The sequence below is a fragment of the Sphingobium sp. IP1 genome, from assembly GCF_002708645.1.
In the GTDB taxonomy this organism is placed as follows: domain Bacteria; phylum Pseudomonadota; class Alphaproteobacteria; order Sphingomonadales; family Sphingomonadaceae; genus Sphingobium; species Sphingobium yanoikuyae.
The window spans coordinates 12,087-38,150 of the sequence record NZ_NOIW01000053.1; the positions used below are offsets into that span (position 1 = coordinate 12,087).

Below are 26,064 nucleotides of genomic sequence, written 5' to 3' on the forward strand. Positions count from 1 at the left end.
AGCTTTGGCATGAAAGCGCCAACCCCAGGCATGCTGGCCGTCGGACTGCTCGGCGTGACCGTCTTCACCCTCATGATGGTGGGCCCTCCCGGCAGCTACACCCCGCTGCCCGAACCCCAATCCACAGGGCCTACACCCAGCAGCATTTCCGTGAACGGCTTTACCATGACCTCGGATACGGTCGATCTTCCTATCGATGAGCAGCAATATCCCGATGGCCCTCATGCCGATGTCATCAATGCGAATTGCACGTCTTGCCATTCCGCCAGCATGGCGATGACCCAGCCAGTGCTTTCAGCGGACCAGTGGAAGGCAACGGTCACCAAGATGAAGGATGTCTACAAGGCTCCCGTGGCGGACAAGGACATTCCGGCTATCGTCGACTATCTGACGGCGATGAGTGCAGCGCAGGATGGGGCGCCGACCGGAAAGGCTCAGGATACCGCCCCCGGCACCGCGCCGGATGCCTCCGGAGGAACGGGTTGAGGCGCCAAGCTGCGTAACGTCTGCTTTCAGGCGCTACCCTAGGAGCATTGAGCGGCGGGAATGGGCGCATGTTGCCCAATCGCGGGACGGAATGGAATTGATGAAATCCAGCAGAAGCGCCGCATTCAGGTGCGCGCCGCCAACCTCCTAAGTTAATGGACCCCTGCCGCTAAAAAGCGTGCGGCCAGCTAGAGGCCAAATGCGCCTGCCATCCGTAGGCTCGCGGGTACTTAATGGCGCGAAGAGAACGCATTTCCGGCCGCGTCACGGAAGAGAGTTTTGTAGGCCGTCGAGGCGCTCCGTAACGCGGACATCCGCTCGACTTTTTCGTTCCGATGGCACGCTGCTTCCACTGTTCTTTTCAACGTCGGCGAGCACGCCTGACGATCTTGAATGAACTGTTGGAGTGCGATGCTATCGACCATCCGCGCCCATACGTCGACAACCGGCTCGTCCTCGTTTCGCACCGTTGGGTCACAGTCTGCATCGAGCATCGCGGCGCAGATTGCGATAAGGCAACGACGCATTGAGGGGCTGGCAAGCGCGAGCGGCATTTCACAGGAAGGCTCGTTGGGGCAAACGTTATCGAGCGTGAGCACAGGCGCCGCAAACCGATGTAGGAGTCTATCACGCAGTCTCCAGCGCCTGTGGGCCCTTGCGAACAGTAGACAGATTCTGGCGGATTCTTCGAGCAGCTGACCGGCTGAAGTGTCGTTGAAGCGAAATTGATCTGGGACCTTTCCCCTAAGCGCACCCCTCAGCGCGGCTTCAAAGGCTACGATATTGATCCAGATGGGCTGCGCTGCTGGCTCAAGCTCGAGCGCCCTGGGGTGCGCCCGTTCGAGGCCCCGACGGCAGCGAATACAGCACAATCTTGGCGGCCCCTGCGATGACCGCTTAATCGCCCAATGACTACTCCCGCAAGACACGCATCGATCGACGAGTGGCCAGTGGTGCCGGAAACAGAAGCCCCACGCAGCCATGGCCCAGTCCGCACGGATATAGGCGGGGCGGCCAGCGGCATAGTCCTCGGCAAGGCAACGACTGCACCAGCTCAACCGGAGGGTAAGAGCGGGCGCGAAATCTCGGCTAGGATCATCGGATGGAACGTGGTGCCAGGCTACAAAATCCGGGGTGATCCTCGGATACCGATAGCAAAGACCGAGTTCGGCGACACTGTTTTCCGTGAAGCCCTCGCTTGCGGCAAGCTCAGCGATCATCGATTTTTTTGGGTTTACATCGGGATGCCGCCAATGGCCTGCGCGATTTCGATAGGCGCGCAGCAAAGGCTCACCCGGAGCCCGCTGATCGCGCACGCGCGCCAGCCATGAACTGAGAAGTTCATCCGCGAATGGCTCCACGAAACTCATACGGTCGCCCGGCCGATTGTCCTTCGCTTGCCTGCCGACGTAAACATGGAGACGAGAGGAAGCGTCACGTCGTTGGCCTCGAAGCTTGCGGCATCAAGCATCTCGCGGCCATCGCGGATAGCCGTGACAGCGGCTGCCTCGATGAGCCGGAATATTCGGCCCGTCACACCCTGGGTGAGGGCCAGCACGCGTTGCCGCGCTTCGACGGTGTCGAGCATCGATGGGCGTCTCAGGGGCAGCAGGCCCGAGAAGCTCGCAAGCAGCTGGCGCAGGGCATGATCGTTGCGCCATGGCATCAATTCGAACGCCCCAAACCGGTCGGCAAGGTTCGGATCCATCAGGACCGCCATCCGCGCGTCCTCGGTCCCTGCGCAAACAATTGGAATTTTCAGATCGTTGGTCAAAAAGCGGATAGTATTGAGGAACACCCGCTGCTGGCGAGGAGTGCCGGCGAGCATCTTGTCGATTTCATCCAGGACGAGCACCTTGGTTTCGACTTCGGCAAGCAGTTGCCTGGCTTCCGCTCGCATCGATCGCACGGACAGTCGGCTAAGGTCGACGCAATTTAGCGCGGTCAGCACCTCGGTGTAAAATTGCTCCTCACTCGGCTCTGGCGGTATCTGTGCGAGCAACACCGGCATCTTGCTGAGCCCGGTCCTGATATCGAACTGAGGAGCGTGAAGTTTCGAGAAGCGGCTGACAATTTCGGTCTTGCCCATCCCGGTGGCGCCAAACAGTAACAGGCAGGGCATTCGCCCTCGCGGCGGATAGATTACCAGGTCTTCAAGGTGGCGGAGCGCGGCCTCAGCCTGTGGCAACGATATCCAGCGGTCGCGGCGTAGCCAGTCGATCCGGGCCTCATCGGTCAATTCGGCATACTCGCGATAAGCCGGGAAGATATGGCTGTAGAGCACGTTCATGACTGCTCCTCGATCGCGAGTGGTACAACCGGCCCGTCGAGATTTGGCGGTGTCAGCTGCGCGTTGGCCTCTTGGTGCTGGACAAAGGCCGCAGGCGGTTCGCCGCGGATGAGCGCATCGACGATGCGTTGGGTTGATCGTCGAGCTCCGCGCGTCTTCTCTACGGCCCTAAGCACAATCCTGCGCTGCGTGCTCACCATCTCGAAAAGCATCTGCTCATCGACGGCGGTTCGCCCGCGCTCTCGAAGCGCTCTCAGGGCTTGGTCGTGCTCGAACTTGGTAATTGCAGGACGCCGCTTATCGCGAAGAGGAACTGTGACATGCTCGCCGCCGGGCAGTTCGAGATAGACGGCCGAGAGGTTGAGCGGATTGTATTTGATCGGGAATTTATGAACGCTGTTCGCGACCAGCGTGGCCAAAGCGCCATGCCAGTAGAAAACGTGGAAGAGTTTGATGCCCTCGCGCCGGACCCGGCGCATCTCGAACGGGAGGAAGTCGAGCAGAAAACGTTCTTCATCGGCCGGCAGGCGCAGGGCTGCAACGCGCTTACCTTGATCGTCCTGCCACGCTGTCATCGGGGGGACGCCAAGTGAGCTGTGAATGGTGCGATGATAGATTCCCACCTGGAGGGCGAACCATCGCTCGAATTCCTTGAGGGTCATGCAGGCTTTGCCCTCAGCGTCGTAGTCTCCCTTGTCCTGGATGTTGGAGAACGTAGTACCCGGAAGAAGGTGAACTTCGCCGATGGCGGTGCCGATCATGCGCTCGATGTGCCCGCCAAAGTGCGGAGTGCGCGGTGGACGGTAGTGAAGCTCGATCCCAAATTGCTGGCAGCCCCGAGTCAGCGCGCGTGAGTGAAATTCCGAGGCATTGTCGAGATGGAGGATGTCTGGCAGGCCGAAGACAGGCCATGCGAAGGTGAGCTCTCGATCGGCCAGCCAATCATTCTTGGGCAGTACTGCATGACGGATCGCCATGCCGACCGAAATCGCGGAAGGTCGTTCCAGTGAAATGTAGAAGCCGGGTATCACCCGCGTCGCTACGTCGATCTGCAGGGTCAGCGTTGGCCGCCCGACCGGTCTCCTGAGATACTCATCGACGATGATGATATCGACCAGCGTGTGGTCCATCTGTACGACCTGAAGAGGGTACTGCGCCTCGTATGAGCTGACGACGGGTCGGAAGCGGTCTGCTGCGGCTTTGGTCCCATCACGGGCGCCTGTCAGGCGTGTCCGTTCCACGGCGTTGACCCGCAGGACAACAGTTTGCCGTGCTGGAGGTCGCAGATTCTGCTCCAGGCACGAAAAGCGAATTTGACGGACCAGTTGTGCGATGGTGGGCTTTGGACGGCTGAGATAAAATTGCTCTATTTTGGCATCGATCAGGCGTTCCACCTCGCAAGGGAGGCGAGAGCGCCCTTTGGGAAATCCATCGTGCTGGTCGACCAACGAACTGGTCACTGGGTTTTCCCGGTATCTCGCGAGTAGTTCGTAAATTCGGGACCGGTTGAGGCTCAGCTTCAGGCCGGCCTCAGCAATCGCTTTGCGTCCGAGCCGGGGCTCTGCCGTAAGCGCACGAATGATAGGCTCGCGCTCACAAGCTTTGCGCCATTCTGTATGATCAACCGTCGTGAGGGCAGTGCCTGTTTCGGCCATGACCTATCCCCGATTTTCGCCAGGGACTCGTGTTGCCGGGTCCGGTCGTTTTGTAGCAGAATCGCGCTGTCAGGTCGAACGTCCGGAGGTATTCTTGTACATGATCCACGCAACTCGGCCGTTTTCTCGTCCGCCCGTATTCTTTAAGTGACAAGGTGGGCTACAAGCGCGGCTGAGGAGCGAGGCGCGTCGTGAGCACCGAAACCGCCCGGGAAGGGCCAGAAATCCCCGTAGCGCCGCCTGAGGCTGTCCTGCCGGCCGTCAGGGCGCCGGCCGACCTTGCGTGGACGATCGTGCAGATGCGCGCCGGCGAGCGCATCACCGTCAACGAGGGCCTGATCGCCGCCTATCAGGCCGCTTCATCGCCCCATAGCATCCGTGCGCTCAAGTCCGACGTCGAGGCGTTCGATGCGTGGTGTAGGCGCAACAACCGGATTGCACTGCCGGCGACGGCCGAGACGGTGGCCGACTATCTCGACTCGCGGGCAGGCAAGGGGAGCCGCCCAGCCTCGCTATCCCGCTACAAGGCGTCGATCGCCAAGATCCATCAGTTGCTCGAACTCAAGGACCCAACCCCCGCGCCGCTGGTGAAGCTGCGGCTGCAAGCGGTGCGCCGTGAGAAGGGCGCAGCGCAGAAGCAGGCAAGGCCGCTGCGGTTCAAGGGGCCGGTGCGCGACGTGGAACGCGACAAGGCGCGTGGTCTCAACGTCCGGGCGCTGCTCGAGAGCTGCGGAAACGATCTGCCGGGGCTGCGCGATCGCGCGCTGCTGTCTGCCGCCTATGACACCGGCCTGCGTGCGTCCGAGTTGGTAGCCGTGGCCATCGAGCATATCGAAGAGGCGATCGATCCCGAGGCGCGGCTGCTGCAGATCCTGCGGAGCAAGGGCGATCAAGACGGGGAGGGGGCAACCGCCTATCTCAGCCCGCGTACCGTGTCGGCGATCGCGGCCTGGACCGAAGCGGCCGGGATCACGGCGGGGCCGCTGTTCCGGCGGGTGCAGGTGCGGCGCTACAAGGCGCGCGCCGCCGTGCGCGGTCGGCCGATCGACAGCATCTCGGGGCGGGAGACCTGGGATCTGCGCAAGACGCTGCCCAGGCCTGCGGTGAAGGCGCGGGTCGAATATGACATCGGCACCGTCGCGCTGCACCCGGGTTCGATCGGGCCGATCTTCCGCTCGATCATCCAGCGCGCGTTCGATCGTGGCGCTCTGCCCGACCTCACAGCCGAGGATCTGGCGCGGCTGCTCAAGGGCATCAGCGCGCACTCGACGCGGATCGGGCTGAACCAGGATCTGTTTGCGAGCGGAGAGGATCTGGCTGGGATCATGGATGCATTGCGGTGGAAGTCGCCGCGGATGCCGCTCGCTTATAATCGCAATCTCGCGGCAGAGCAGGGGGCGGCGGGGCGCCTTATGGCGAAGATTGGCTAGTCATGACGGCCTAAATAGGTCTTTGGATGATGCCGTGCGACCACACGACGGCGGCAGGTAGATCGAGGGATTTGCGCAGCGGCAAGAACCGGAGAAGGGAGGCTGAGCCCCCGGGGTCTTGAGCTACAACGTTAAGCCTAAGAAACGGGCAGGGGCCTGGTAGCGCGTAGTGTATGAGCGAAGCCACCATCGCTCAAACTCATCAGCACAGTCCAATTTCGAAGAGGAAACAAGAAAGTGGTTCCGGAAACGGTATGGATCTTATCCTGTGTAAACGCTCGCGCTAAATGGCGGCGTTCTGATCGCGCTATTTGTCAGTTGCCGGGTCCGATGACGAGGCAATCGCGCGCGGCCTGAACGATGTCAGCGGTGACCTCCTCGACGCGGTTGAGGGTCATGATCCGCCGCATCTGCGCGAACAGGCGCTCCATGAGCCGGAAGTTGCCGCGCGTGATGCGGATCACGGCTGCCTGCGCTTCGATCGCGTCGAGTTGGGCCGGGTCGAAGCTGATCCCGAAATCGCCGGCGTGGGTCGCGAGCAGCAGCCGCATTTCGGTCTCGGTAAGCGGTTTGAACTCGTGGACGAAGCCGATCCGCGAGTAGAGCTGGGCATAGCGGGCGAGGCGCTTCTCCAAGCCCGGCATACCCATCAGGATCAGCCCGAAGCCGTGGCGATCGGCCATGTCGCGGAGATGTTCGAGCGACTTTATGGTCAGGCGGTCGGCCTCGTCGACGATGACGAGGGGGCAGGCGATGCGGGCGGCGTCATGGGTGATTTCGTCCTGCGAGCCGCCCGCGACCGTCAGCCGGGCATAGCCCAGCTTAATGAGGTTGAGGCCCAACACCGCGTCGATCGTCTTGGGCGTGTTGCTGACCGACACGGTGTAGAAGACGGCGCGGCAGCGAGCGACCTTTTCGCCAAGGAGCGCGGCAATGGGACGGAGCGCGGCATATTCCCCCAGGTCGGGGAAGCTGGAAAACTCGCGCGCCGATCGCGTCTTTCCGACGCCCGGCCGGCCATGACACACGCCGATATAGCGGTAGTGCGCGCAGGCTTCGGCAAACTCGACGAACCGGGCATGTTCGCGGGTCGCCAGGAACGGCTGCTCGACCAGGAACTCAATCGTCAGCGGCGTAGAGCCGGAGCCCTCGGTAGGTGGTGGGCCGGGAAGCCGTATCCTCTTGGTCGCCATCGAAGGTCTCCGTGGGGGCAGGCACCTGCTTGTCGCGCTCCTTCGCGCCGCGCCGGGCGCGCTGGATCGCGCGCAACGACGGGTGCCCAGCGTGCTCGGAGCTGAGCGCACGGCAGACGAACCGGCCCTGGTGGTAGACGTGGATCTCGGTCAGGTCGCGGGGGTCATAGACCGCCTCGACCTGCTCGCCGACGAAGGCCGCGAGCGTGGGTTCGACATAGCGCCTGCCCATCAGACGGATGCCGTCGCGCAGCACTTTACGGGGCTTGGGCACGTGCACGAGCAGCATGTCGAGCTGTTCAAGGCTGTCGGGCATTGCGGGCAGGAACCCGCCCTTCTGCCAGCGCGTGATCGGCGGTTCGCCGGTGCTGCCATGCGGGCGACGATGATAGACGCCGCACACGAACGCCTCGAAGCGGGCGCGCAGCTCGTCGAGCGTGAGCACTGGCGCCGACAGCGGCTTGCCCGCGATCAGGTGGCCGGGCAGGTCGGGCAGGAACATGTCGTTGATGGTGCGGAACAGCCGCTCGATCTTGCCGCGCCCGCGAGGACGCCCCGGCAGCGAATGGATGAGGCGGATTTTGAGGGCGATGCACGCCTGCTCGATATGCTCGGAGATGAAATCCGAGCCGTTGTCGACGTAAAGCTGTTCGGGAATGCCGCTGACGATCCATTCGGGATTGGGCTTGCGCCAGATCGCCTGCCGCAAGGCGAGCGCCGTGTTGAGGGCACTGGGGGCATCGAGGCTGAGGAAGTAACCGGCGATGGCTCGGCTGTGATCGTCAACGATGACGGTCAGCCAAGGACGCACCGGGGTTCCGGCATCATCGAGCACGAGAATGTCGAGAACGGTATGATCGGCCTGCCACATCTCGTTCGAGGTCGCGGCTTCGCGCCGATGCACTAGCTCGTGCTGGTCGCGGTAGACGGCCGGATCGGAGGCTGCGGCGATCTGGCTTGCCGGTATCGCCCTGACGACACGCGCGACGGCCGCATAGCTGGGGGTTCGGTGTCCATGCGCGATGGCGAGTTCCTGCACCTTTCGGTGAATGGCGGCGACCGGGGGTCGCGGGCGCTTGGTGGCGAGAGTGCGGGTCAGTTCGACCAGATGTTCCGGCAGGTGCAGCCTGCCCCGATCGTTGCGCGGCAGACGCGCGAGACCGGCAAGTCCTTCGGCACGGTAGCGCCCGAGCCAGCGCTGCAACGTCCGCTCGCTCAGCGTGCCGGTGCGGGCGAGGTCCGCGAGCGGGATGCCATCGGCGAGGTGCGGTTCAAGGACGCGGTAGCGCTCGATCGCCAGCGGCGGGACAAGCGCCGGATGCGTCACCGCCGACGGTCCGTGTCGCAGGTAAGGAAAACGGAGATTTGCCTGCCCATCGCCATGCGAGTCCGCTCGCGTTGCCAAACCGGCCTGTTCGACGTAAATCTACCCGGTAAAGAAAACTAGGGCAACATAGACCTGCCGATGACGACTTTCTTCCCAAACCGCGCCCGATCGGGGCGCCACCGGCCCTACGCATGAAAATCGGTTACGCCCGCGTATCGACCGCCGAGCAGAACCTGGACCTCCAGCGTGATGCGCTGAAGGCTGCCGGCTGCGAGAAGGTCATCACCGACAAGGCCTCCGGGGCGACTGCCGCTCGCCCTGGATTGGAAAAGGTGAAGGAGCTGCTTCGCGCCGGCGACACACTGGTGGTCTGGCGCCTCGACAGGCTCGGCCGCTCGCTCCGTGATCTGATCGGATGGATGACCTACCTCGACGAGGAAAAGGTCGGGCTGCTGAGCCTGCACGAGGCGATCGACACGACCACCACGTCGGGCAAGCTTACCTTCCACCTGTTCGGGGCATTGGCGGAGTTCGAGCGCAACCTGATCCGCGAGCGGACCCAGGCCGGTCTCACCGCAGCCCGCGCTCGCGGCAAGAAGGGTGGCCGGCCGGCCGCACTCGGCAAGGAAAAGCGCGACCTGCCCGTCAGGCTCTACCACGAGAACACGATGCCGATCGCCAAGATTTGCTCGATGCTCGGCATCTCCAAGCCAAAACTCTACGCCTATGTGCGATCGGCCGAGACCAAGCCGGTAGCCGCGTAGCGACGCTCGCCGACAAATAGCGCGATCAGAATGCCGCCACTTAGCGCGAGCGTTTACACCGTTCGCGGTCCCGATCGGCCCAGCGTCCCCCGGAACCGTTCGTTATCGGGAAGGCATCTAAGCGGTCTGCACCATCCTTCATCTAAAGTTCTCCAAGCGCTTCTGAGGATTTTCGGGCGCACCAAAAGCACTTGCTCCTCCAGTGGCTGGAGCATGTAACCGCAATTTGCTCTCCTGCGGACGGGGGGCTGGAGGTGGCTTTTTGACGGCCCGTGTTGAAGCAATCGGTATGTCTCGACGCTCATTAGTGGCGCGGCTGGTGGCCTGTGGAACCGGCTTGGTGCTCGGTTCTCCAACGCTCGCGCGACAGACTTCCCGGTCTGCGGGCTCGTGGAACTTCGGTGCGGCTCACCTCGAATGGGAGCCGCTGGAAGTCGGCACGGGTGATACCCTCCTTGTTTCGGCACAAGTGCGCGGAGTGCCGGTGCGGGCGGTGCTCGACAGTGGCAGCGGCGCGTCGATCATGAGCACGGCGCTCGCGGCGAAGCTCGGCTTGAACGATGGTGAGCGGCGCATGATTAGCGGGCTGAGCGCCAAGGCCCCGGTGCTGCTGGTCCGCGACATCGACGTACAGCTCGCCCGCGAAACCCGTCGCTTACCCTTTGCCGTCGTTGGTGATCTGAGTTCAGTGTCGGCGGCCTTCGGACGACCGATCGATATCCTCCTCGGTGCCGATATGTTCACGGGTAGCTGCATCGCGCTCGATTTCGCGAAAAGGCGTATGGCGGTCGTCAAGTCAGGCACGTTTCTCGCCGGTCCCGACTGGCGCGCTGTCGCGCTCGGGCGCGGTGCCAAGCAGGAGCTGTTCATTCGAGCTTCCGTCTCGGGTTTGCCTCCCGTGCCCTTGATGATCGATCTTGGCAGCTCGGCCGCGCTGATGCTCTCGTCGGCCTATGCCCGCGATCAAGGGCTGTTGAACGGGAAGCTCGTCTCGACCGCGGCGATCGGCGGCGTCGATGGTGTGCGTATCAACGATGCTTTCACGATCCAGAACATCAACATCGAAGGGCTTGGCGTCTCGAACGTCCCCACACTCGGGATGAGAGCTTGGCTCTCCACCAGCACGGTTGGCAATGTCGGCCTACCGCTGATCGCTCAATTCGACGTGGTGTTCGACGTGACCGCCGGATTCGTGTGGCTCCGGCCACTCGGTCCTCGTCGTCGCCTGCCGATGCTGAAGGACCGTAGCGGCCTTGGCCTCGCAGCCTCACCAACGGCGCTCACCGTTGTTCATGTGGCGGCGAACAGTCCCGCGGAAAAGGCTGGCTGGGCGGTCGGCGACCGGATCGTGGCGGTGAACGGCCATTCGATCGATGCGAACTATACGCGTGGGGAGCTCTGGCAAGTGCGCTCCCGGCCTGCTGGCACCCTCGTAAAGCTGACGATGGCCTCGGGTGATGTGCGCGAGCTCAGGCTGGCCGATTATTATTGATCGGCTTGAGGGTGGCCTTTGCCGATCGCCTTCATGATCCGACAATCGGCCATGCGCGCCTTGGTGCAGCTCTGGCTGAGCATTGCCAACTCATCCCGCAACACCGCGAGTTGCGCCAGTCTCTCCTCCACATCCTTGAGGTGCTGAGCAGCGATAGCTAAGGCGGCACCACAATCCTGGTCCGGGTTCTGCGCCAGCCCCATCAACGAACGGATCTCGTCGACGGAGAAGCCAAGCCGGCGACCGTTGCGGATGAAGTGCAAACGCTCAATGTCACTGGCATCGTAGGTTCTGCGACCCGACGCCGTGCGAGGGGCGGATCGGAGCAACCCGATCGACTCATAAAAGCGGATCGTCGTCACCTTCGTCGAGGTCTCGCTGGCGAGCTGCCCAATCATCACCGGCTTCATCATGCCATCCTTGCTTATGCGAACGTGTCGCACATTTCGCTTGCTTCTACAGCGACTGGAGATGGTAAGGAAGGCCGCATGAATGCTTCTACCGAAAGCTGCGGGTGCCACGGGGAGCCCGCGCGCGCGCAAACCGATCCGGCCTATCGCCGTGCGCTGCTGACCGTCGTGGTGCTCAACCTCGGCTTCGGAGTCGCCGAGCTGTTCGGCGGGTTCATCGCCGATAGCCAAGCGCTGAAAGCGGATTCCCTCGATTTTCTCGGGGACGGGTCGATCAGCCTTATCGGTCTTCTCGCGCTTGCCTGGTCCGCACGGGCGAGGGCAAAGGTCGCGCTGACGCAGGGGTTGTTTCTCGGTGCGCTTGGCGTGGGCGTAATCGGTTTCGCGATTTGGCGCGCCCTGAACGCAACCGCGCCCGATGCCGAACTGATGGGCACAATCGGCGTTGTCGCGCTCGCGATCAATGTCGTGTCCGCCTTGGTGCTTGCGCGTTTCCGGGAAGGGGACGCCAATGTTCGCGCGATCTGGCTGTTCAGCCGCAACGACGCGCTCGCCAACGTGGCGGTGATCGCCGCGGCCGGTCTGGTGGCGTGGACAGGAAGCGCCTGGCCGGACCTCGCCGTCGCCGGCCTCATCGCCCTCCTGTTCCTCCACTCCGCTTATGAAATCGTCACTGGCGCTCGGCGCGAATTGGGAGAGCGGTAGTGCGTCTGCTCGCGTTGATCCGGGCAATGCTCTCGTTGCGGCTGCTCTCCGCGCTCGCGGCGCTGCTGATCCCTGCTGCGGCAATCGCCGAACCCGGCGACGTGCAAACCGCATGGCGGCTGCTCGACTATATGGCCGTCGATTATGGCGGCGCGGTCGCCAACGGTCGGATCAAGAGCACGTCGGAATATGCCGAGATGACGGAGTTCGCCGCGTCGGTCTCGACACGGCTTCAGGGCCTGCCGGCGAAGCCGGAGCGTCAAGCCCTCATCCAGCGGGCTGCCAACCTCCAGGCGGTGATCGCGGAAAAGGGACCGACTGAACAGGTGGCAACATTGGCGCACGGGCTCGCGGCCGATCTGTTGCGCGCCTACCCGGTGCCGCTCGCGCCCGATAAGGCTCCGAACCTCGTCTCCAGCGATGCCCTGTTCCGACAATCCTGCGCGTCCTGCCACGGGATGACGGGCAACGGCCGTGGCCCTGACGCCGCCAAGCTCGCTACGCCCCCGATTGCTTTCACCGATGCCGAGCGCGCGCGCCAGCGCAGCGTGTTCGCGCTCTATCAGGTGGTGACGCAAGGCATCGACGGGACCGCGATGCAGAGCTTCGCCGATCTGCCCAACGATCAGCGCTGGGCGTTAGCATTCCGAGCCGGGAGCTTCGCCTTCACGGATGCGCAGGCGCGCGAAGGCGAGCGGCTTTGGAAATCCGACCCGACCCTTCGCCGGCGCATTCCGGACCTGAAAACCCTGGTCGCGCTCACCCCGGCCGCGCTCGGCGCGGCGATCGGCGACGCCAAGGCTGACCCAGTGCTCGCGTTCCTGCGTCGTCATCCCGAACAGGTGATACAACAGGCTCCCGGCTCGCTCGCGGTCGCCCGCGCCAAACTCGCCGAAAGCGTGGCGGCTGCGCGGCGCGGCGATGCGCGCATGGCGAAAGAGCTGGCGCTGTCGGCCTATCTCGATGGGTTCGAGCCGATCGAGCCAACACTCACCGCGCGCGACGCGACGCTGATGGGTCGAATCGAGGGCGCGATGGGGGAGTTCCGCGCCTCGATCGACCGGGGCGCGTCGCCCGATGATCTCGCGGAGAAGGTCGCAGTACTGGGCGGCCTTTTCGACGATGCGGAAGCGGCGCTCGCGCCTGATGCCGCCACCGAAGCGTCCACGTTCCTGGGCGCGTTCACGATCCTGCTGCGTGAAGGGCTCGAAGCCCTGCTCATCGTTGTCGCCATGATCGCGTTCCTGCGTAAAGCCGAGCGCGGCGAGGCGCTGCGGTACGTGCATGGCGGCTGGGTCAGCGCGATCATCGCGGGCGGGATCACCTGGGCGGTCGCCACCTATGCGATCGGGATCAGCGGTGCGAGCCGGGAGCTGACGGAAGGGTTTGGCTCGCTGTTCGCCGCGGTCGTGCTGCTCTCGGTCGGGATTTGGATGCACGGCAAGGCGCAGGCCGATCAGTGGCAGCGCTATATTCGCGAGAAGATGTCGCGGGCGCTCTCGGGCGGGTCGGGCTGGTTCCTGTTCGGGCTGGCGTTCGTCGTAGTTTATCGCGAGGTCTTCGAGACGATCCTGTTCTATGCCGCGCTTTCGGCGCAAGGTGACAACGGGATGCTTCTCGCGGGGGCCGGGTCGGCGATTGGACTGCTCAGCCTGATCGCTTGGGCCATGCTTCGCTACAGTCGCAAGCTGCCGATCGCGCAGTTCTTCCGCTATAGCTCCTGGCTCATGGCGGTCCTGACCGTCGTGCTGGCGGGTAAAGGCGTCGCCGCGCTCCAGGAAGCCGGCCTTATCAACATCGCACCGCTCGCGGACGTGCCACGGCTGTCGATGCTCGGCGTGTTTCCCACTTGGCAATCGGTGCTGGCGCAACTCCTGATGGCGGTCGCCATTGCGGTCGGGTTCGCCTGGAACGGGCGCGACCGATCCCGCTCGGGTTCCGGCTCAGTGACCCTTGGTTCGAATTAGTGCAATGACATGAAAACCCTTCCGTGATAGAGGCAAGCTAGTGCGAGCCTTTTTGCCTTTCCTGACATGCCTGATGCTGGTCCTGACCAGCTTCTCCGGCATGGCCCATGCCGCCGATCTGGCGGGGGGAAGCATCGCGGGCGTTGAGTTCACGGTCCATACCGCCGGTGACATCGATCAGGTGCCATCGGACTCGGACAAGAATGTCCCGCATCATCACAATTATTGTCACGGACACGACGTCGGCGCGCCTGCGCGCACGACGATGGAATATACCCCCGTCCTCACAGTGCCCAAGCCGACAATCTCCGCCTCTGCGTCGCTCGACGGCCGCACCGGCATGGTCCATTTGAGGCCCCCCCAAGCCTGACGTCCGATTTGGGCGTGCGTTGGCGCGCCCCTGTCGATCATCGTCAGGAGTCCTATTTTCATGAATCGTATCCTCGCGGCCATGCTGGCCGCAGCGTCTTGCGCCACGATGGCGCAGGCGCAGGTCGGACCGTCCGCGCCTGTTGCGCAGGATGCGCCGGTCTACACGCTTGACCAAGCGGTCAGTGCAGCGGGCGGTTCGGCCCCTGCTGCGGAAGCGGCGACAGCTGGAATCGACGCGGCCCGTGCAGGTCGCACAGTCGCCGGCTTGCGGCCCAATCCGGTGGTTCAAGGCCAAGTCGAGAATGTCATCGGCTCCGGGCCGTATCGGGGGGTCCGCAGCGCGGAAACCACGGTCGGCTTTGCGATCCCGATCGAGCTAGGCGGCAAGCGCGGCGCCCGCGTCGCGGTCGCCAATGCGCAATTGTCCCGGGCCGAGATCCAGGCCGCGATCATCGCGGCGGATGTCCGGCTTCAGGTAACGCAGCTCTATGTCGAAGCGGTCGCGGCCGATCGCCGGGTAATGACAGCCCGCGATCAGGCCCGGATCGCCAGCGATGCGCTGCGGGCCGCGAGCGTTCGCGTGCAGGCAGGGCGGGCATCGCCACTCGAGCAACAGCGCGCGGATGTCGCGCGTATCAATGCCGACGCCAATGTGGAGCGGCAGCTTCGCTTGGCCGAGGCGGCCCGCGCCAATCTGGCGCGTCGGATCGGACGGCCGATCGACGGCCTGCTCGATGACACGCTGCTCGATCGCCTTCCCGATGTGAACGTCTATGGGCCGTTGGCACCGGTCAACACGACCGGCACACTCGCGCTGGCGGCAGCCAACGCGGATTTCTCCATTGCCGAAGCCGGCGTGCGGCTCGCGCGCGCCAATCGCGTGCCTGACCTGAACGTCGGGCCGTCGATCCGCCGCCTGGAAGCGACCAACGACATGGCGGCGGTGTTCAGCGTGTCGATCCCGATCCCGGTGTTCAACAATGGTCGCGCCGCGATTGCGCAGGCGACCGCGCAGCGGACCCAGGCGGATGCGCAGCGCCGCGTGACCGCGCTCGACATCGAACAGGCGATCACGGACGCGCAGGCGCAGGCGGCCAATGCCGCAACGACGGCTCGTGCGGCGTCGGGGCCGGCGCTGGCGGCTGCACAGGAGGCCGCCCGCATCGCGCGGATCGGCTATCGCGAGGGCAAGTTCGGCCAGCTCGAATTGCTCGATGCTGAACGCACGCTCGCCGAAACGCGGGTCGCCGCGATCGACGCGCTTGCCAATTACCAGAATGCCCGCGCGCAAGTGGAGCGACTGACCGCTCGTGCGCCCAATGGGGGGAATCAGTGATGAAGAGCTTTTATCTCGCGGGCGCGGCGTCGCTCGCCCTGCTCTTGGCTGCCTGCGGCGGCAAGGATGGCGGAAACGAGGCAACTGCCGAAGGCGCAGCTGCCAATGAGACGGCAGCGGGCACGGAAAAGGGCGGTGCTGAAGGCGGTCATGCCGGTGAAGGCGTCGTCACATTGGGTGCCGACCAGATCGCCACAGCGGGCGTCCAGGTCGGACGGCCGATCATCGGCGGGGCCGGGACGATCGAGCTGCCCGCGATCATCGAGGGCGACCCACAGGGAACGCAGGTCGTCTCGGCCGCAATTGCGGGACGCGTGGTCGCGCTCACCCGTAACCTCGGCCAATCGGTCGGACGCGGCCAGACCATTGCGGTCATCGAAAGCCGCGAGGCGGCGCAGATCAAGGGCGAGGTCGAGGCGGCGCGGGCGCGGCTTCAGCTCGCTAATTCGAACCTCGCGCGCGAACAGCGGCTGTTCGCGCAGAGAGTCTCCCCTGAACAGGATCTGATCGCCGCCCGCACAGCGGCGACGGAGGCGCGGATCGCCCTGACGCAGGCGCAGAGCATGGTTTCGGCGGCGGGTGTCGGCGGCGGCGGGCTCAACCGGCTCGGCATTGCCGCGCCGATCTCGGGCCAGATCATTGCGCGCCCCGTGACGCTGGGACAAACGGTCGCGGCGGATGCCGAACTCTATCGCATCGCCAACCTGAGCCAGGTGTCGATCGCGCTTAATCTCAAGCCCGAGGATGCGGGCCGGGTGCGTCCCGGCAATACGGTGCTGGTGAAGGCGGCAGGCCGTCAGGCGACCGCCCGCGTGACCTTCGTGTCGCCGGCGCTTGATCCGCAGACGCGGCTCGTGCCTGCGCTCGCCACCCTCGACAATCGCGGTGGCGAATGGCGGGTCGGCGAGCCTGTGACGGCAGCCGTGCAGCTCACGGGCAGCGGCGGGAGCGGGGCGGTCCGCGTGCCGACGACGGCGGTCCAGAGTTTCGAGGGCAAGTCGGTCGTGTTCGTGCGCACGCCCACCGGCTTCAAGGCGACCCCGGTCCAGCTCGGCGATGCGTCGGGCGACACGGTGATCGTCCGGTCGGGCCTGACCGGCAACGAACAGATCGCCACCACCGGAAGTTTCACGCTCAAGGCCGAGATCGGCAAGGGCGAAGCGAGCCACGAGGATTAAGCCATGATCGCCCGTATCGTAACCTGGGCGGTCGAGAAGCGCTGGCTAGTCCTGCTCCTCACCGTCATCGTCGCCGCCATCGGCGCCTTTTCCCTCTACCGGCTACCGATCGACGCGGTGCCGGACATCACCAACAATCAGGTCCAGATCAACGTCCGCGCGCCTGCCCTCTCGCCCGAGCTGGTCGAGAAGCAGGTGTCGTTTCCAATCGAAACCGCGCTCGCCGGCACCCCCGGCCTGGAATATACGCGCTCGTTGAGCCGCAACGGCTTCGCGCAGATCACGGCGGTCTTTTCGGACGCGACGGACATCTATTTCGCCCGCCAGCAGGTGGGCGAGCGTCTGCGGGGCGTGCAAGAGAATCTGCCCGACGGCGTGAACCCTGAAATGGGTCCGATCGCGACAGGCCTGGGCGAGGTGTACATGTACACCGTTCGTCTCGATCATCGCGAGGACGACAAGCACAAGCCCGGTGAACCGGGCCAACAGCCCGATGGCAGCTACATCACGCCAGAGGGCGAGCGACTGACGACCGAAGAGGACAAGGCGACCTACCTGCGCACCGCGCAGGACTGGATCGTGACGCCGCTTCTGAAGACCACACCGGGCCTCGCCGGTGTCGACTCGATTGGCGGTTACGCCAAGCAGTTCCTCGTCGTGCCCGACGTGCAGAAGCTGGCCTCGCTCGGCATCACGCTGACGGACCTGGGAAATGCGCTGGAGCGCAATAACACCAGCGTCGGCGGTGGCTTCGTCAATCGCAATGGCGAAGGTCTGGCTGTTCGCTCGGATGCGCTCGTTCGCAATGCCAGCGAGTTGGCCAGGACCGTGATCGCGACACGTAACGGCGTGCCGATCACGGTCGAACAAGTTGCGACTGTGAAGACGGGTCAGGCGATCCGCATGGGTTCGGCATCGGAGAACGGTACCGAAGTCGTCGTCGGCACGGCGATCATGCGGATCGGCGAGAACAGCCGCATCGTGTCGACCGCGGTCGCTGAGAAACTGAAGACGATCAACGCTTCGCTGCCTCCTGACGTCGTAATTCAGCCGGTGCTGAACCGCACCGAGCTGGTCAATTCGACGATCAAGACGGTCGCGAAAAACCTGTCCGAAGGCGCGGTGCTGGTCATCGTCGTGCTCTTCCTGCTGCTCGGCAACTTCCGTGCGGCCCTGATCGCGGCGTTGGTCATCCCGATCACCATGATGCTGACAGGCTTTGGTATGCTGCGCGCTGGGGTCTCGGCCAATCTGATGAGCCTTGGGGCTTTGGACTTCGGTCTGATCGTCGACGGCGCCGTCATCATTGTCGAAAACGCGCTGCGCCGGCTTGCCGAGCAACAGCATCATGAAGGCCGATTGCTCAGCGTCAAGGAACGGCTCGCGACCGTGGCAGCCGCTGCGCGTGAGATGATCCGTCCCTCTGTGTACGGGCAGGCAATCATCATCCTCGTCTACGTACCGCTGCTCACGCTGACCGGCGTGGAGGGTAAAACGTTCGGACCGATGGCGCTGACCGTCATCATCGCGCTCGCCTTCGCCTTCATCCTCTCTCTCACCTTCGTGCCGGCGATGATTGCGATCTGGCTGTCGAAGAAGGTCGAGGAGAAGGACGGCCGCATCATCACGTGGCTGAAGAAGCGCTACGAACCCGGTCTCGACCGGGCCATGAAGCGCCCGACGCTGACGATCGGTGCGGGTGTGGGAAGCCTTGTGGTGGCGGCGCTTGCTTTCACTACGCTCGGCTCGGTGTTCCTGCCGCAGCTCGACGAAGGCGATTTGCTGATCCAGTCGCTCCGCATTCCGGCAACGTCGGTCCAGCAGAGCCAGGCGATGCAGGTGCCGATCGAGCGGATGATGTCGAAGCAGCCGGAGGTGCAATTCGTCTATTCCAAGACGGGCACCGCCGAGCTGGCGGCCGACCCGATGCCGCCGAACGCGACCGACATGTTCGTCATCCTGAAGCCGCGCAAGGATTGGCCGGATCCTGAGCTTCCCAAGGAGGAGCTGGTCAGCCGGATCGAGGGTAATCTCGCGAAGATTCCGGGAAATGCCTACGAGATCACCCAGCCCATCCAGATGCGCTTCAACGAGCTGATCGCCGGCGTGCGCGGCGACATCGCGGTGAAGGTGTTCGGGGACGACTTCAACCAGATGAACCGGACGGCCGAGCAAATCGCGGCGGTGCTGCGCAGAACGCAAGGCGCAGCGGACGTGAAGGTGGAGCAGACGACCGGTCTTCCCATGCTCGACATTCGCGTCAACCGCGACGCGATGGCGCGGTTGGGCGTTACGGCTCAGGATGTGCAGGACACCGTGACTGCGACGATCGGCGGGCGAACATCGGGCCAGATCTTCGAGGGCGACCGTCGCTTCCCCGTGGTGATCCGCCTGTCGGAGGCGCAGCGTGCCGACATCGGCCTGCTCCAACAGGTGCAGGTGCCGGTGGCAGGCGGCGGCTATGTACCGCTGTCCAGCGTCGCCGAGATCAAGGTGGTCGATGGTCCGAACCAGATCAGCCGCGAGAACGGCAAGCGGCGCGTGGTGGTGCAAGCCAACGTGCGTGGCCGCGACGTCGGATCCGTCGTGGCGGATGCGCAGGCGGCGATCGGCAGCCAACTCCGGCTGCCTGCCGGCACCTATCTCGAATGGGGCGGCCAGTTCGAGAACCTCCAATCGGCAAGCGAACGGCTGAAGCTGGTCATTCCGGCTTGCTTCATCTTGATCCTGCTGCTCCTCTACGGGGCGTTGGGATCGGTCCGCGACGCCGCGATCGTGTTCACCGGCGTGCCTTTCGCGCTGGTGGGCGGCGTCCTGTTGCTGTTCCTGCGGGGCATGGACTTCTCGATCTCGGCGGCAGTGGGCTTCATCGCCCTCTCGGGCATCGCGGTCCTCAACGGCCTCGTCATGGTCAGCTCGATCCAAGATCTGATCCGATCAGGGATGAGCCGCGAGGAAGCCGCGCATGTTGGCGCGATGCAGCGTCTGCGACCCGTCATCATGACCGCGCTAGTCGCCAGCCTCGGCTTCGTGCCGATGGCGCTGGGCGAAGGCGCCGGCGCAGAGGTTCAAAAGCCTTTGGCGACGGTCGTCATCGGCGGTCTGATCTCGGCGACGCTTCTTACGCTGTTCGTGCTGCCGACACTCTATGCCCGGTTCGGGCAGAAAGTGATCGAGAAACCCGAGCACTACAATGAGGAGCATGAAGGGGACGACCACGGTCAGACCTTCGTGAACAACTTGGCCTGATGGATGGGCGGGGCGATCCGCGATCGCCCCGCCCATCTCTGGGAGATGGGGATATGCCTCGCACCATAACCAGCTCGATGCTTCACGGCGGGCCACTGCGCATCTGGTCGGCACTCACCGATCCGGATCATCGCCGGGCGTGGAGTCCGCTCGTATTTCTCGATGATCCGTCCCGGCTCGGCGACACAGAATGCACCTTTGCGATCCAGGGCATCACCCGGCCAATTCGGACGCCAGCACGGATTGATCGATTCGATAAACCGCACGCCTTCGCTTGGTCCTGCGGCATCCCCTATCTGTTCACGCTCGAAGAGCGGTACGAGCTGGCGGGGGACGATGGCGGCACCAGGCTAACGCATAGCTGCACGCTGCGCGGGGCGCTCTCCCTGCCGTTCGCGGCGATGATGTTGCGCCGCCTGCGATCCCTGATGGTCGAATCTGACGATCGCCTCGCAACCTATCTCCGCTGGCGGGTAGGTCAGCCTGCCCGGGCTATCAATCGTCAGCGCGTCCCCTTCCGCTACAGGAGGAAGGCGCGATGATGATGCACTGTAAGCGGGTGCTGCCCGCCGTCATCCTCGTTGTCGGGCTCGCGGCGTGCTCGGAAAGAAAGCCGCCAGCCCCGCCAACGGAGCAGCAGATCCATTCGTCCGACAGCGCCGTGGCGACCGGGGAAATGGGGCGGCATAGATATCGCTGTTCCGACGGGGAACCGCTGTTCGTCGATTACAAGGACAACGGCCTGCAGATCGATTTGCGGCGCTCCAACGGGGGACCGCCGATGATGCTGACCGCGCCAGCGCAGGGCCTGCAATATGTCGGCGAAACAGCCACCGCGACCTTCAAGGGGTCGCAGCTCACCATCGTGGAAGGCGATGGCCGTACCCGGATCTGCGAGCGGGAAGGCACGCGATGAACTGCCCTGCCTTCGAACGCCACAGGGCGCTTCGTCGGAAGAGACCGATGTCTGACACGTCGATTTCAAATGTGACAACCTTGTGCGGCCTGAATCGGGCCGGTCTGGCGATCGCGCGCCTCGGCGTCGTTCTCGTCTCCGGGGCGGTTATAGGGGCGTGTAATCCAGCGCCGACCCAGCCTACCGAGCCGGCGCATGAAAAGCATCTGACGTCGAAACTAATCGCGCAGCGCATCATGTACTGCGACGACGGCACACGCGCCGATGTCGACTTCATCGATGACGGCTTGAAAATGGCCGTCACCTGGCTGCCGAAGGGCAGGACCGAGATCCTGCGCGCGCAGCGAACCGGTGACGAGTTTCGCGGCGACCATTCGCGGGCTGTCGTGGCGGGCGGATCGATCGCGTTCACGCGACGCGGGAAGATCCGCGTCTGCCACCGAACCCCGGAGGAGTCCTAGGAAATGCAGGCACTGCTCTATACGCTTGCGCCTGTGCTGGCGGTCGTGCTCGGCGCGATTGTCGCGAGCCGCACCAAGTTGAAACCTGGCCTCGTGGCGGGCCTACAGCATCTCGCTGCCGGCGTCGTGTTCGCGGCGGCAGCGACCGAAATCCTGCCGCAGGTCAAGCATGAGGCATCGCCCAGCGCGACGTTGATCGGCGGGGCGGCGGGCGTCGCGACCATGCTGGGGCTCAAGGCTCTTGAGGCCCGCTTCAAGGGGCCGATGGCGCTACTCGCCGCGATCGGCATCGACATTCTGGTCGACGGCCTGGTGCTCGGCCTCGCTTTCGTGGCGGGCGAGAAGGCAGGTCTCCTGCTGACGATCGCGCTCACTCTGGAAGTGTTATTTCTGGGACTGACGCTGACCGACGAGCTGGCGGAAACCTATCGCTCGCGCTTGCGCATCATCGTGATCGTCTCGGCATTGGCCCTGCTGCTGCCGATCGGCGCGCTCGCTGCCGTGCCGGCCGCCGCGCTGTCGCCGGTGATGATCGCCGGCTTCCTCAGCTTCGGGCTGATGGCGCTGCTCTACCTCGTCACGGAGGAGTTGCTGGTCGAGGCGCACGAGAAACCCGACACCCCGCTCATCAGCTCGATGTTTTTCGTCGGCTTCCTGGCCCTGCTGACACTTGAGGAGATGATGGGATGATCCCGGGCAACGACAACAATGGCGGGCAGGAGCGCCGCACACTGTGGATCGTCCTGCTGCTGAACGCGGCGATCGCTGCGGGCTTCTTCGTTTCCGGCTTCTTCGCGGACTCGAGCGCGCTGATCGCCAACGGCGTCGACAACCTGTCCGATACGGCTGTGTATGCGCTGAGCCTTGTGGCGCTCACCCGGGGCCAGACATGGAAGACACGCGCCGCGGTCGCTTCGGGCGTCATGCTGCTGATCTTCGCGGGCGGCATCTTGATCGATGTCGGACGGCGCTACGTGCAGGGCAGCGAGCCCATCGGACCTACCATGATGGTCATGTCCGCGATCGCCGGCGTCGTGAATTACCTCTGCCTGCGGCTGCTCCAGCGCCTCAAGGATCCGGACGTCAATCTCCGGGCCGCAACCACCTTCAGCTTCAACGACTTCATTTCCAACGGCGGCATCCTGATCGCCGGCGTGCTGGTGCTGTGGTTGGGTACCAATTGGCCGGACCTGCTGGTCGGCTTCGCCACCGCCATCATCGCCATCAAGGGCGGTGTCGAAATCCTGCGCGACGCGCGCGCCGAAACCAAGAAAAGCGAAAGGAGGTCGTCATGAACGACAAGCTCGAACTCGACATTCCAGTGTTGTTGCCGGACCTTCCTGACGCGGCCGATGCCTGCCTGGACCGTCTCGTATCAACCCTGTCAAAGCGCGAAGGTGTCGAGCGGGCGCATGTGATCTGTCTCGACGGCAACACGCCAGCGGCGCTGTGCATCCATTTCGATGCCGCCAAGCTGCCGCTGCCACGGTTGCGCGAAATGGTGCGCGCCGCAGGTGCCGAAATCACCGAGCGCTACGGCCATGCGATCTGGCAGGTGACGGGGATCAACCACGAACGTCGGGCGCGCACGGTCAGCGATGCGCTGTGCGCCTTGCCCGGCGTGGTCCAGGCAAGCGCCAGCACCAGCGGGTCTGTCCGGGTCGAATATGATCGCCGCGAAACCACCGAAGAGGAGGTGCGCGCTGCGCTTCGCAAGCTGAAGGTGAGGGTGGGCAAGCGGGTCGCTGCCGATGAACATGCCGGCCACGACCACGGCCCCGGGGGCCACGGCGCGGGCGAAGAGAAGCACGGCCCCGGCGATGGCCACGACCATAGCCACGCCGAATTTCTCGGCCCCAATACCGAGCTGATCTTCGCGCTCGCCTGTGGCGCGCTGCTGGGGATCGGCTACGCGATCGAGAGGCTGGTCGCTGGCGCGCCCGAATGGCTGCCGACCGCCTGCTATATCGCAGCCTATTTCTTCGGCGGATTCTTCACGCTGCGCGAGGCGATCGACAACCTCCGGATGAAGAAGTTCGAGATCGACACGCTGATGTTGGTCGCTGCGGCCGGCGCCGCTGCGCTGGGCGCATGGGCCGAAGGTGCGCTGCTGCTGTTCCTGTTCAGCCTCGGCCATGCGCTTGAGCATTATGCAATGGGCCGCGCCAAGAAGGCGATCGAGGCGCTGGCGAAGCTCGCGCCCGAAACCGCGACCGTGCGACGCGGCGGGCAGACCAGCGAAATCCCGGTCGAGCAGATGGTCGTCGGGGACATTGCCATCGTCCGCCCGAACGAGCGCCTGCCTGCCGACGGCTTCGTCATCAAGGGCACCAGCGCGATCAACCAGGCCCCGGTCACGGGTGAAAGCATCCCGGTCGACAAGGTGCCGGTCGCAGATGCCGCAGCGGCACGCGCCAAGCCCGATGCAGTCGACGCGGAAAGCCGGGTTTTTGCTGGTACGATCAACGGCGGCGGCGCGATCGAGATCGAGGTGACACGCCGTTCCAATGAAAGCGCGCTTGCCAAGGTCGTGAAGATGGTGAGCGAAGCGGAGACGCAGAAGTCGCCGACGCAGCGCTTCACCGACCGGTTCGAACGGATCTTCGTGCCCGCCGTCCTGGTCCTGTCAGTGCTCCTGCTGTTCGCATGGGTGGTCGTCGACGAGCCGTTCCGCGACAGCTTCTATCGCGCGATGGCGGTGCTGGTGGCGGCAAGCCCGTGCGCGCTCGCGATCGCAACGCCGAGCGCGGTCCTGTCGGGCGTTGCCCGTGCAGCGCGGGGCGGCGTGCTCGTGAAGGGCGGTGCACCGCTCGAAAACCTCGGGTCGCTCAAAGCGATCGCTTTCGACAAGACGGGCACGCTGACCGAAGGTCGTCCGCGCATCACTGATGTCGTGCCCGTCGATGGCGCCGATGAAGGCGAGTTGCTGGCGCTGGCTGTCGCCGTCGAAGCGTTGAGCGACCATCCCCTGGCCCAAGCGATCGTCAAGGACGGCCGCGAACGTCTGAACGATCGTGCCGTGCCGACTGCCGGCGACCTCAAGAGCCTGACCGGTCGGGGCGTCACCGCGAGCGTGGATGGCGAGACGGTGTGGATCGGCAAGGCCGAGATGTTCGGAAGTGAGGGCATTCCGGCGCTGGGGCAGGGCGCGCAGGACGCAATCGCGAAGCTGCGCGAGAACGGCCGCACGACAATGGTGGTCCGCAAGGGGGACCGCGACCTGGGCGCGATCGGCCTGATGGACACGCCTCGCGAAGCTGCCAAGACCGCGTTGCGTCGGCTGCACGAGATGGGCGTGTCGCGGATGATAATGATCTCCGGCGATCACCAGAAAGTCGCCGAAGCGATCGCCGACGAAGTCGGGATCGACGAAGCGTGGGGCGACCTCATGCCCGAAGACAAGGTTGCCGCGATCAAGAAGCTCGCCGGCGAAGACAAGGTCGCGATGGTGGGCGACGGCGTGAACGATGCGCCGGCGATGGCAAGCGCCACGGTCGGCATCGCGATGGGCGCGGCGGGGTCGGACGTTGCGCTGGAGACAGCCGACGTGGCGCTGATGGCCGACGATCTGGCGCACCTGCCATTCGCAGTCGGTCTTAGCCGCCATACCCGTGGAATCATCCGGCAGAACGTCTTCGTCAGCCTGGGTGTCGTCGCCTTCCTGGTGCCTGCTACCATCCTCGGCCTCGGCATTGGGCCAGCGGTGGCGGTTCATGAGGGATCGACGCTGCTCGTCGTCATCAATGCGCTCAGGCTGCTCGCCTACCGCGATCCGGCAGGGAAGGCGGCATGAAGTGGCTGATCGCCTTCGACCTCGACGGCACGCTTGCCGAGAGCAAGCGGCCGTTATCGGAGGATATGGCCGCAATCCTCGCCCGATTGCTCGCCATCACGGATGTGGCGGTGATCTCGGGCGGGGACTGGCCGCAGTTCGAAAAGCAGATCGCCTCGCGCCTTCCTGCCGGCGTCGCGCTCGACCGTCTCTGGTTGATGCCGACCACAGGCACGAAACTCTATCGGTTCATCAATGGCGCTTGGCGCGCGGTCTATGCCGAACTGTTCGACGACGCGGAGAAGGCGAAGATCCGCACGGCCTTCGATCAGGCGCTGACCGATGCCGGTCTCGCCGACGAACGTATCTGGGGCGAACGGATCGAGGACCGGGGCAGCCAGATCACCTTTTCGGGCCTGGGGCAGGCAGCGCCGCTGAAGGAAAAGGAAGCGTGGGATCCTGACCGAAAGAAGAGGACCGCGTTGCAGGCCACGTTGCGCGCGAAGCTGCCGGAGCTCTCGATCAATCTCGGTGGCACGACATCGATCGACGTGACCAGAGCAGGGATCGACAAGGGCTATGGCCTGAAGCGCCTGAGTGCCGAGAGCGGTGTCCCGCTCGACGGGATGCTGTTCATTGGGGATGCGATATTCCCCGGTGGGAATGACTATCCCGCTGCTGAAATCGGCCTCGACACAGTGAGGGTGCGCGACGTCGCGGAAACCACCGCCGTCGTGACCGCCATCATCGCGTGTCTGCACCGATAGGATCAAGATACATGGTCGGCTCCATCGCGGAATGCCGCATTGTCAAAGCTCTGGCTTCTGTCGCTTAGGGCAGCGCTTCCTAAAACGAAAAGAAGGCAATGTGCGCGTCTCCGCGAACAAAGCCTCCAGCGATCAATCTAAGAGATTCCGCCGCGCTTCTCAATCGTAGGGGGCGTTTGCGGGAGGGGGCGGAATCCTACGCTAAGGATTTGGGCCAGCGATATTCCCCGGTTAGATTGATGTGTTCCCATCCCAACGGCGAGACGTGGGCGAGTAGATCAGGCGCGATATGGG

At 64.2% G+C, this 26,064-nt stretch carries 23 protein-coding genes and 1 pseudogene; 17 read left to right on the forward strand and 7 right to left on the reverse strand.

The features are described 5' to 3' along the window. The first annotated feature begins 9 nt into the window (after window positions 1-9). The gene (locus CG471_RS17645; protein ID WP_008830650.1) at window positions 10-486 is read left to right on the forward strand and encodes a hypothetical protein; all 477 of its coding nucleotides are present in this window, start codon (window positions 10-12) and stop codon (window positions 484-486) included. A gap of 230 nt (window positions 487-716) precedes the next feature. Here the strand turns inward: CG471_RS17645 and CG471_RS31825 are convergent, their stop codons facing one another. Genes CG471_RS31825 through CG471_RS17660 form a run of 3 tightly spaced genes read right to left on the reverse strand, consistent with a single transcriptional unit; the run spans window position 717 to window position 4,431 of the window. Next, window positions 717-1,856: a TniQ family protein gene (locus CG471_RS31825; protein ID WP_080727012.1), complete on the reverse strand. Its 1,140-nt coding sequence runs from the start codon at window positions 1,854-1,856 to the stop codon at window positions 717-719. Beyond that, window positions 1,853-2,776 carry a TniB family NTP-binding protein gene (locus CG471_RS17655; RefSeq protein WP_036526781.1) on the reverse strand — a complete coding sequence of 308 codons (924 nt, stop codon included), beginning with the start codon at window positions 2,774-2,776 and terminating at the stop codon, window positions 1,853-1,855. Before CG471_RS17655 ends, CG471_RS31825 begins: the two co-directional genes overlap by 4 nt. Next, window positions 2,773-4,431: a Mu transposase C-terminal domain-containing protein gene (locus tag CG471_RS17660; protein ID WP_017503293.1), complete on the reverse strand. Its 1,659-nt coding sequence runs from the start codon at window positions 4,429-4,431 to the stop codon at window positions 2,773-2,775. The genes CG471_RS17655 and CG471_RS17660 overlap by 4 nt, the downstream gene beginning before the upstream one ends. Before the next feature lie 191 nt (window positions 4,432-4,622). On the opposite strand from CG471_RS17660, the gene CG471_RS17665 reads away from it, so the two are divergent. Further along, complete coding sequence (locus CG471_RS17665; RefSeq protein WP_004212862.1) at window positions 4,623-5,861, forward strand: hypothetical protein; 1,239 nt, start codon at window positions 4,623-4,625, stop codon at window positions 5,859-5,861. A 314-nt stretch (window positions 5,862-6,175) separates the two neighbouring features. Here CG471_RS17665 and CG471_RS17670 read toward each other — a convergent pair whose 3' ends face one another. Continuing rightward, on the reverse strand, window positions 6,176-7,054 hold the full coding sequence (locus tag CG471_RS17670; protein ID WP_009824028.1) for an AAA family ATPase: 879 nt from the start codon (window positions 7,052-7,054) through the stop codon (window positions 6,176-6,178). Continuing rightward, on the reverse strand, window positions 6,981-8,381 hold the full coding sequence (locus tag CG471_RS17675; RefSeq protein WP_004212864.1) for a Mu transposase C-terminal domain-containing protein: 1,401 nt from the start codon (window positions 8,379-8,381) through the stop codon (window positions 6,981-6,983). Before CG471_RS17675 ends, CG471_RS17670 begins: the two co-directional genes overlap by 74 nt. Before the next feature lie 191 nt (window positions 8,382-8,572). Here CG471_RS17675 and CG471_RS17680 point away from each other — a divergent pair, with 191 nt between their 5' ends. Together CG471_RS17680 and CG471_RS17685 are read left to right on the forward strand one after the other, a co-directional pair. Further along, window positions 8,573-9,145, forward strand: coding sequence for a recombinase family protein (locus CG471_RS17680; RefSeq protein ID WP_021224432.1), 573 nt, complete (start codon window positions 8,573-8,575; stop codon window positions 9,143-9,145). 289 nt (window positions 9,146-9,434) lie between these two features. After that, a complete protein-coding gene (locus CG471_RS17685; RefSeq protein WP_013039112.1) occupies window positions 9,435-10,637 on the forward strand; it encodes an aspartyl protease family protein in 1,203 nt (400 codons plus the stop codon). On the opposite strand, the gene CG471_RS17690 is transcribed toward CG471_RS17685, so the two are convergent. Then, window positions 10,631-11,050, reverse strand: coding sequence for a helix-turn-helix domain-containing protein (locus tag CG471_RS17690; RefSeq protein ID WP_037509274.1), 420 nt, complete (start codon window positions 11,048-11,050; stop codon window positions 10,631-10,633). The two genes, CG471_RS17685 and CG471_RS17690, sit on opposite strands and share 7 nt — an antisense overlap. Window positions 11,051-11,125: 75 nt before the next feature. On the opposite strand from CG471_RS17690, the gene CG471_RS17695 reads away from it, so the two are divergent. The 13 genes from CG471_RS17695 to CG471_RS17755 all read left to right on the forward strand — a co-directional run bounded on the left by CG471_RS17695 (window position 11,126) and on the right by CG471_RS17755 (window position 25,770). Beyond that, window positions 11,126-11,752, forward strand: coding sequence for a cation transporter (locus CG471_RS17695; RefSeq protein WP_004212870.1), 627 nt, complete (start codon window positions 11,126-11,128; stop codon window positions 11,750-11,752). Then, the gene (locus CG471_RS17700) at window positions 11,752-13,719 is read left to right on the forward strand and encodes a cytochrome c/FTR1 family iron permease (protein WP_004212871.1); all 1,968 of its coding nucleotides are present in this window, start codon (window positions 11,752-11,754) and stop codon (window positions 13,717-13,719) included. The genes CG471_RS17695 and CG471_RS17700 overlap by 1 nt, the downstream gene beginning before the upstream one ends. A gap of 73 nt (window positions 13,720-13,792) precedes the next feature. Then, a complete protein-coding gene (locus CG471_RS17705) occupies window positions 13,793-14,089 on the forward strand; it encodes a hypothetical protein (RefSeq protein WP_007406840.1) in 297 nt (98 codons plus the stop codon). A 60-nt stretch (window positions 14,090-14,149) separates the two neighbouring features. Then, on the forward strand, window positions 14,150-15,427 hold the full coding sequence (locus CG471_RS17710) for a TolC family protein (protein ID WP_013039111.1): 1,278 nt from the start codon (window positions 14,150-14,152) through the stop codon (window positions 15,425-15,427). Further along, entirely contained in the window at window positions 15,427-16,605 is a 1,179-nt protein-coding gene (locus CG471_RS17715) for an efflux RND transporter periplasmic adaptor subunit (protein ID WP_004212877.1), read from the forward strand. The genes CG471_RS17710 and CG471_RS17715 overlap by 1 nt, the downstream gene beginning before the upstream one ends. Before the next feature lie 3 nt (window positions 16,606-16,608). Further along, window positions 16,609-19,854 (forward strand): efflux RND transporter permease subunit, encoded by a 3,246-nt coding sequence (locus tag CG471_RS17720; RefSeq protein WP_004212878.1) that lies wholly within the window; start codon window positions 16,609-16,611, stop codon window positions 19,852-19,854. Window positions 19,855-19,907: 53 nt separating this feature from the next. Beyond that, on the forward strand, window positions 19,908-20,396 hold the full coding sequence (locus tag CG471_RS17725; protein ID WP_004212879.1) for an SRPBCC domain-containing protein: 489 nt from the start codon (window positions 19,908-19,910) through the stop codon (window positions 20,394-20,396). Beyond that, a complete protein-coding gene (locus tag CG471_RS17730) occupies window positions 20,393-20,770 on the forward strand; it encodes a hypothetical protein (protein WP_004212880.1) in 378 nt (125 codons plus the stop codon). The genes CG471_RS17725 and CG471_RS17730 overlap by 4 nt, the downstream gene beginning before the upstream one ends. 47 nt (window positions 20,771-20,817) lie before the next feature. After that, the gene (locus CG471_RS17735) at window positions 20,818-21,231 is read left to right on the forward strand and encodes a hypothetical protein (RefSeq protein ID WP_004212881.1); all 414 of its coding nucleotides are present in this window, start codon (window positions 20,818-20,820) and stop codon (window positions 21,229-21,231) included. Window positions 21,232-21,234: 3 nt separating this feature from the next. Next, window positions 21,235-21,921 (forward strand): ZIP family metal transporter, encoded by a 687-nt coding sequence (locus CG471_RS17740; RefSeq protein ID WP_037509271.1) that lies wholly within the window; start codon window positions 21,235-21,237, stop codon window positions 21,919-21,921. Beyond that, window positions 21,918-22,526: a cation transporter gene (locus CG471_RS17745; protein WP_004212885.1), complete on the forward strand. Its 609-nt coding sequence runs from the start codon at window positions 21,918-21,920 to the stop codon at window positions 22,524-22,526. The genes CG471_RS17740 and CG471_RS17745 overlap by 4 nt, the downstream gene beginning before the upstream one ends. Continuing rightward, entirely contained in the window at window positions 22,523-25,024 is a 2,502-nt protein-coding gene (locus CG471_RS17750) for a heavy metal translocating P-type ATPase (RefSeq protein WP_004212886.1), read from the forward strand. The genes CG471_RS17745 and CG471_RS17750 overlap by 4 nt, the downstream gene beginning before the upstream one ends. Continuing rightward, window positions 25,021-25,770 (forward strand): HAD-IIB family hydrolase, encoded by a 750-nt coding sequence (locus CG471_RS17755; RefSeq protein WP_004212890.1) that lies wholly within the window; start codon window positions 25,021-25,023, stop codon window positions 25,768-25,770. Before CG471_RS17750 ends, CG471_RS17755 begins: the two co-directional genes overlap by 4 nt. 137 nt (window positions 25,771-25,907) lie before the next feature. Here the strand turns inward: CG471_RS17755 and CG471_RS31830 are convergent. After that, window positions 25,908-26,064, reverse strand: a pseudogene (locus CG471_RS31830) (hypothetical protein); the annotation flags it as partial.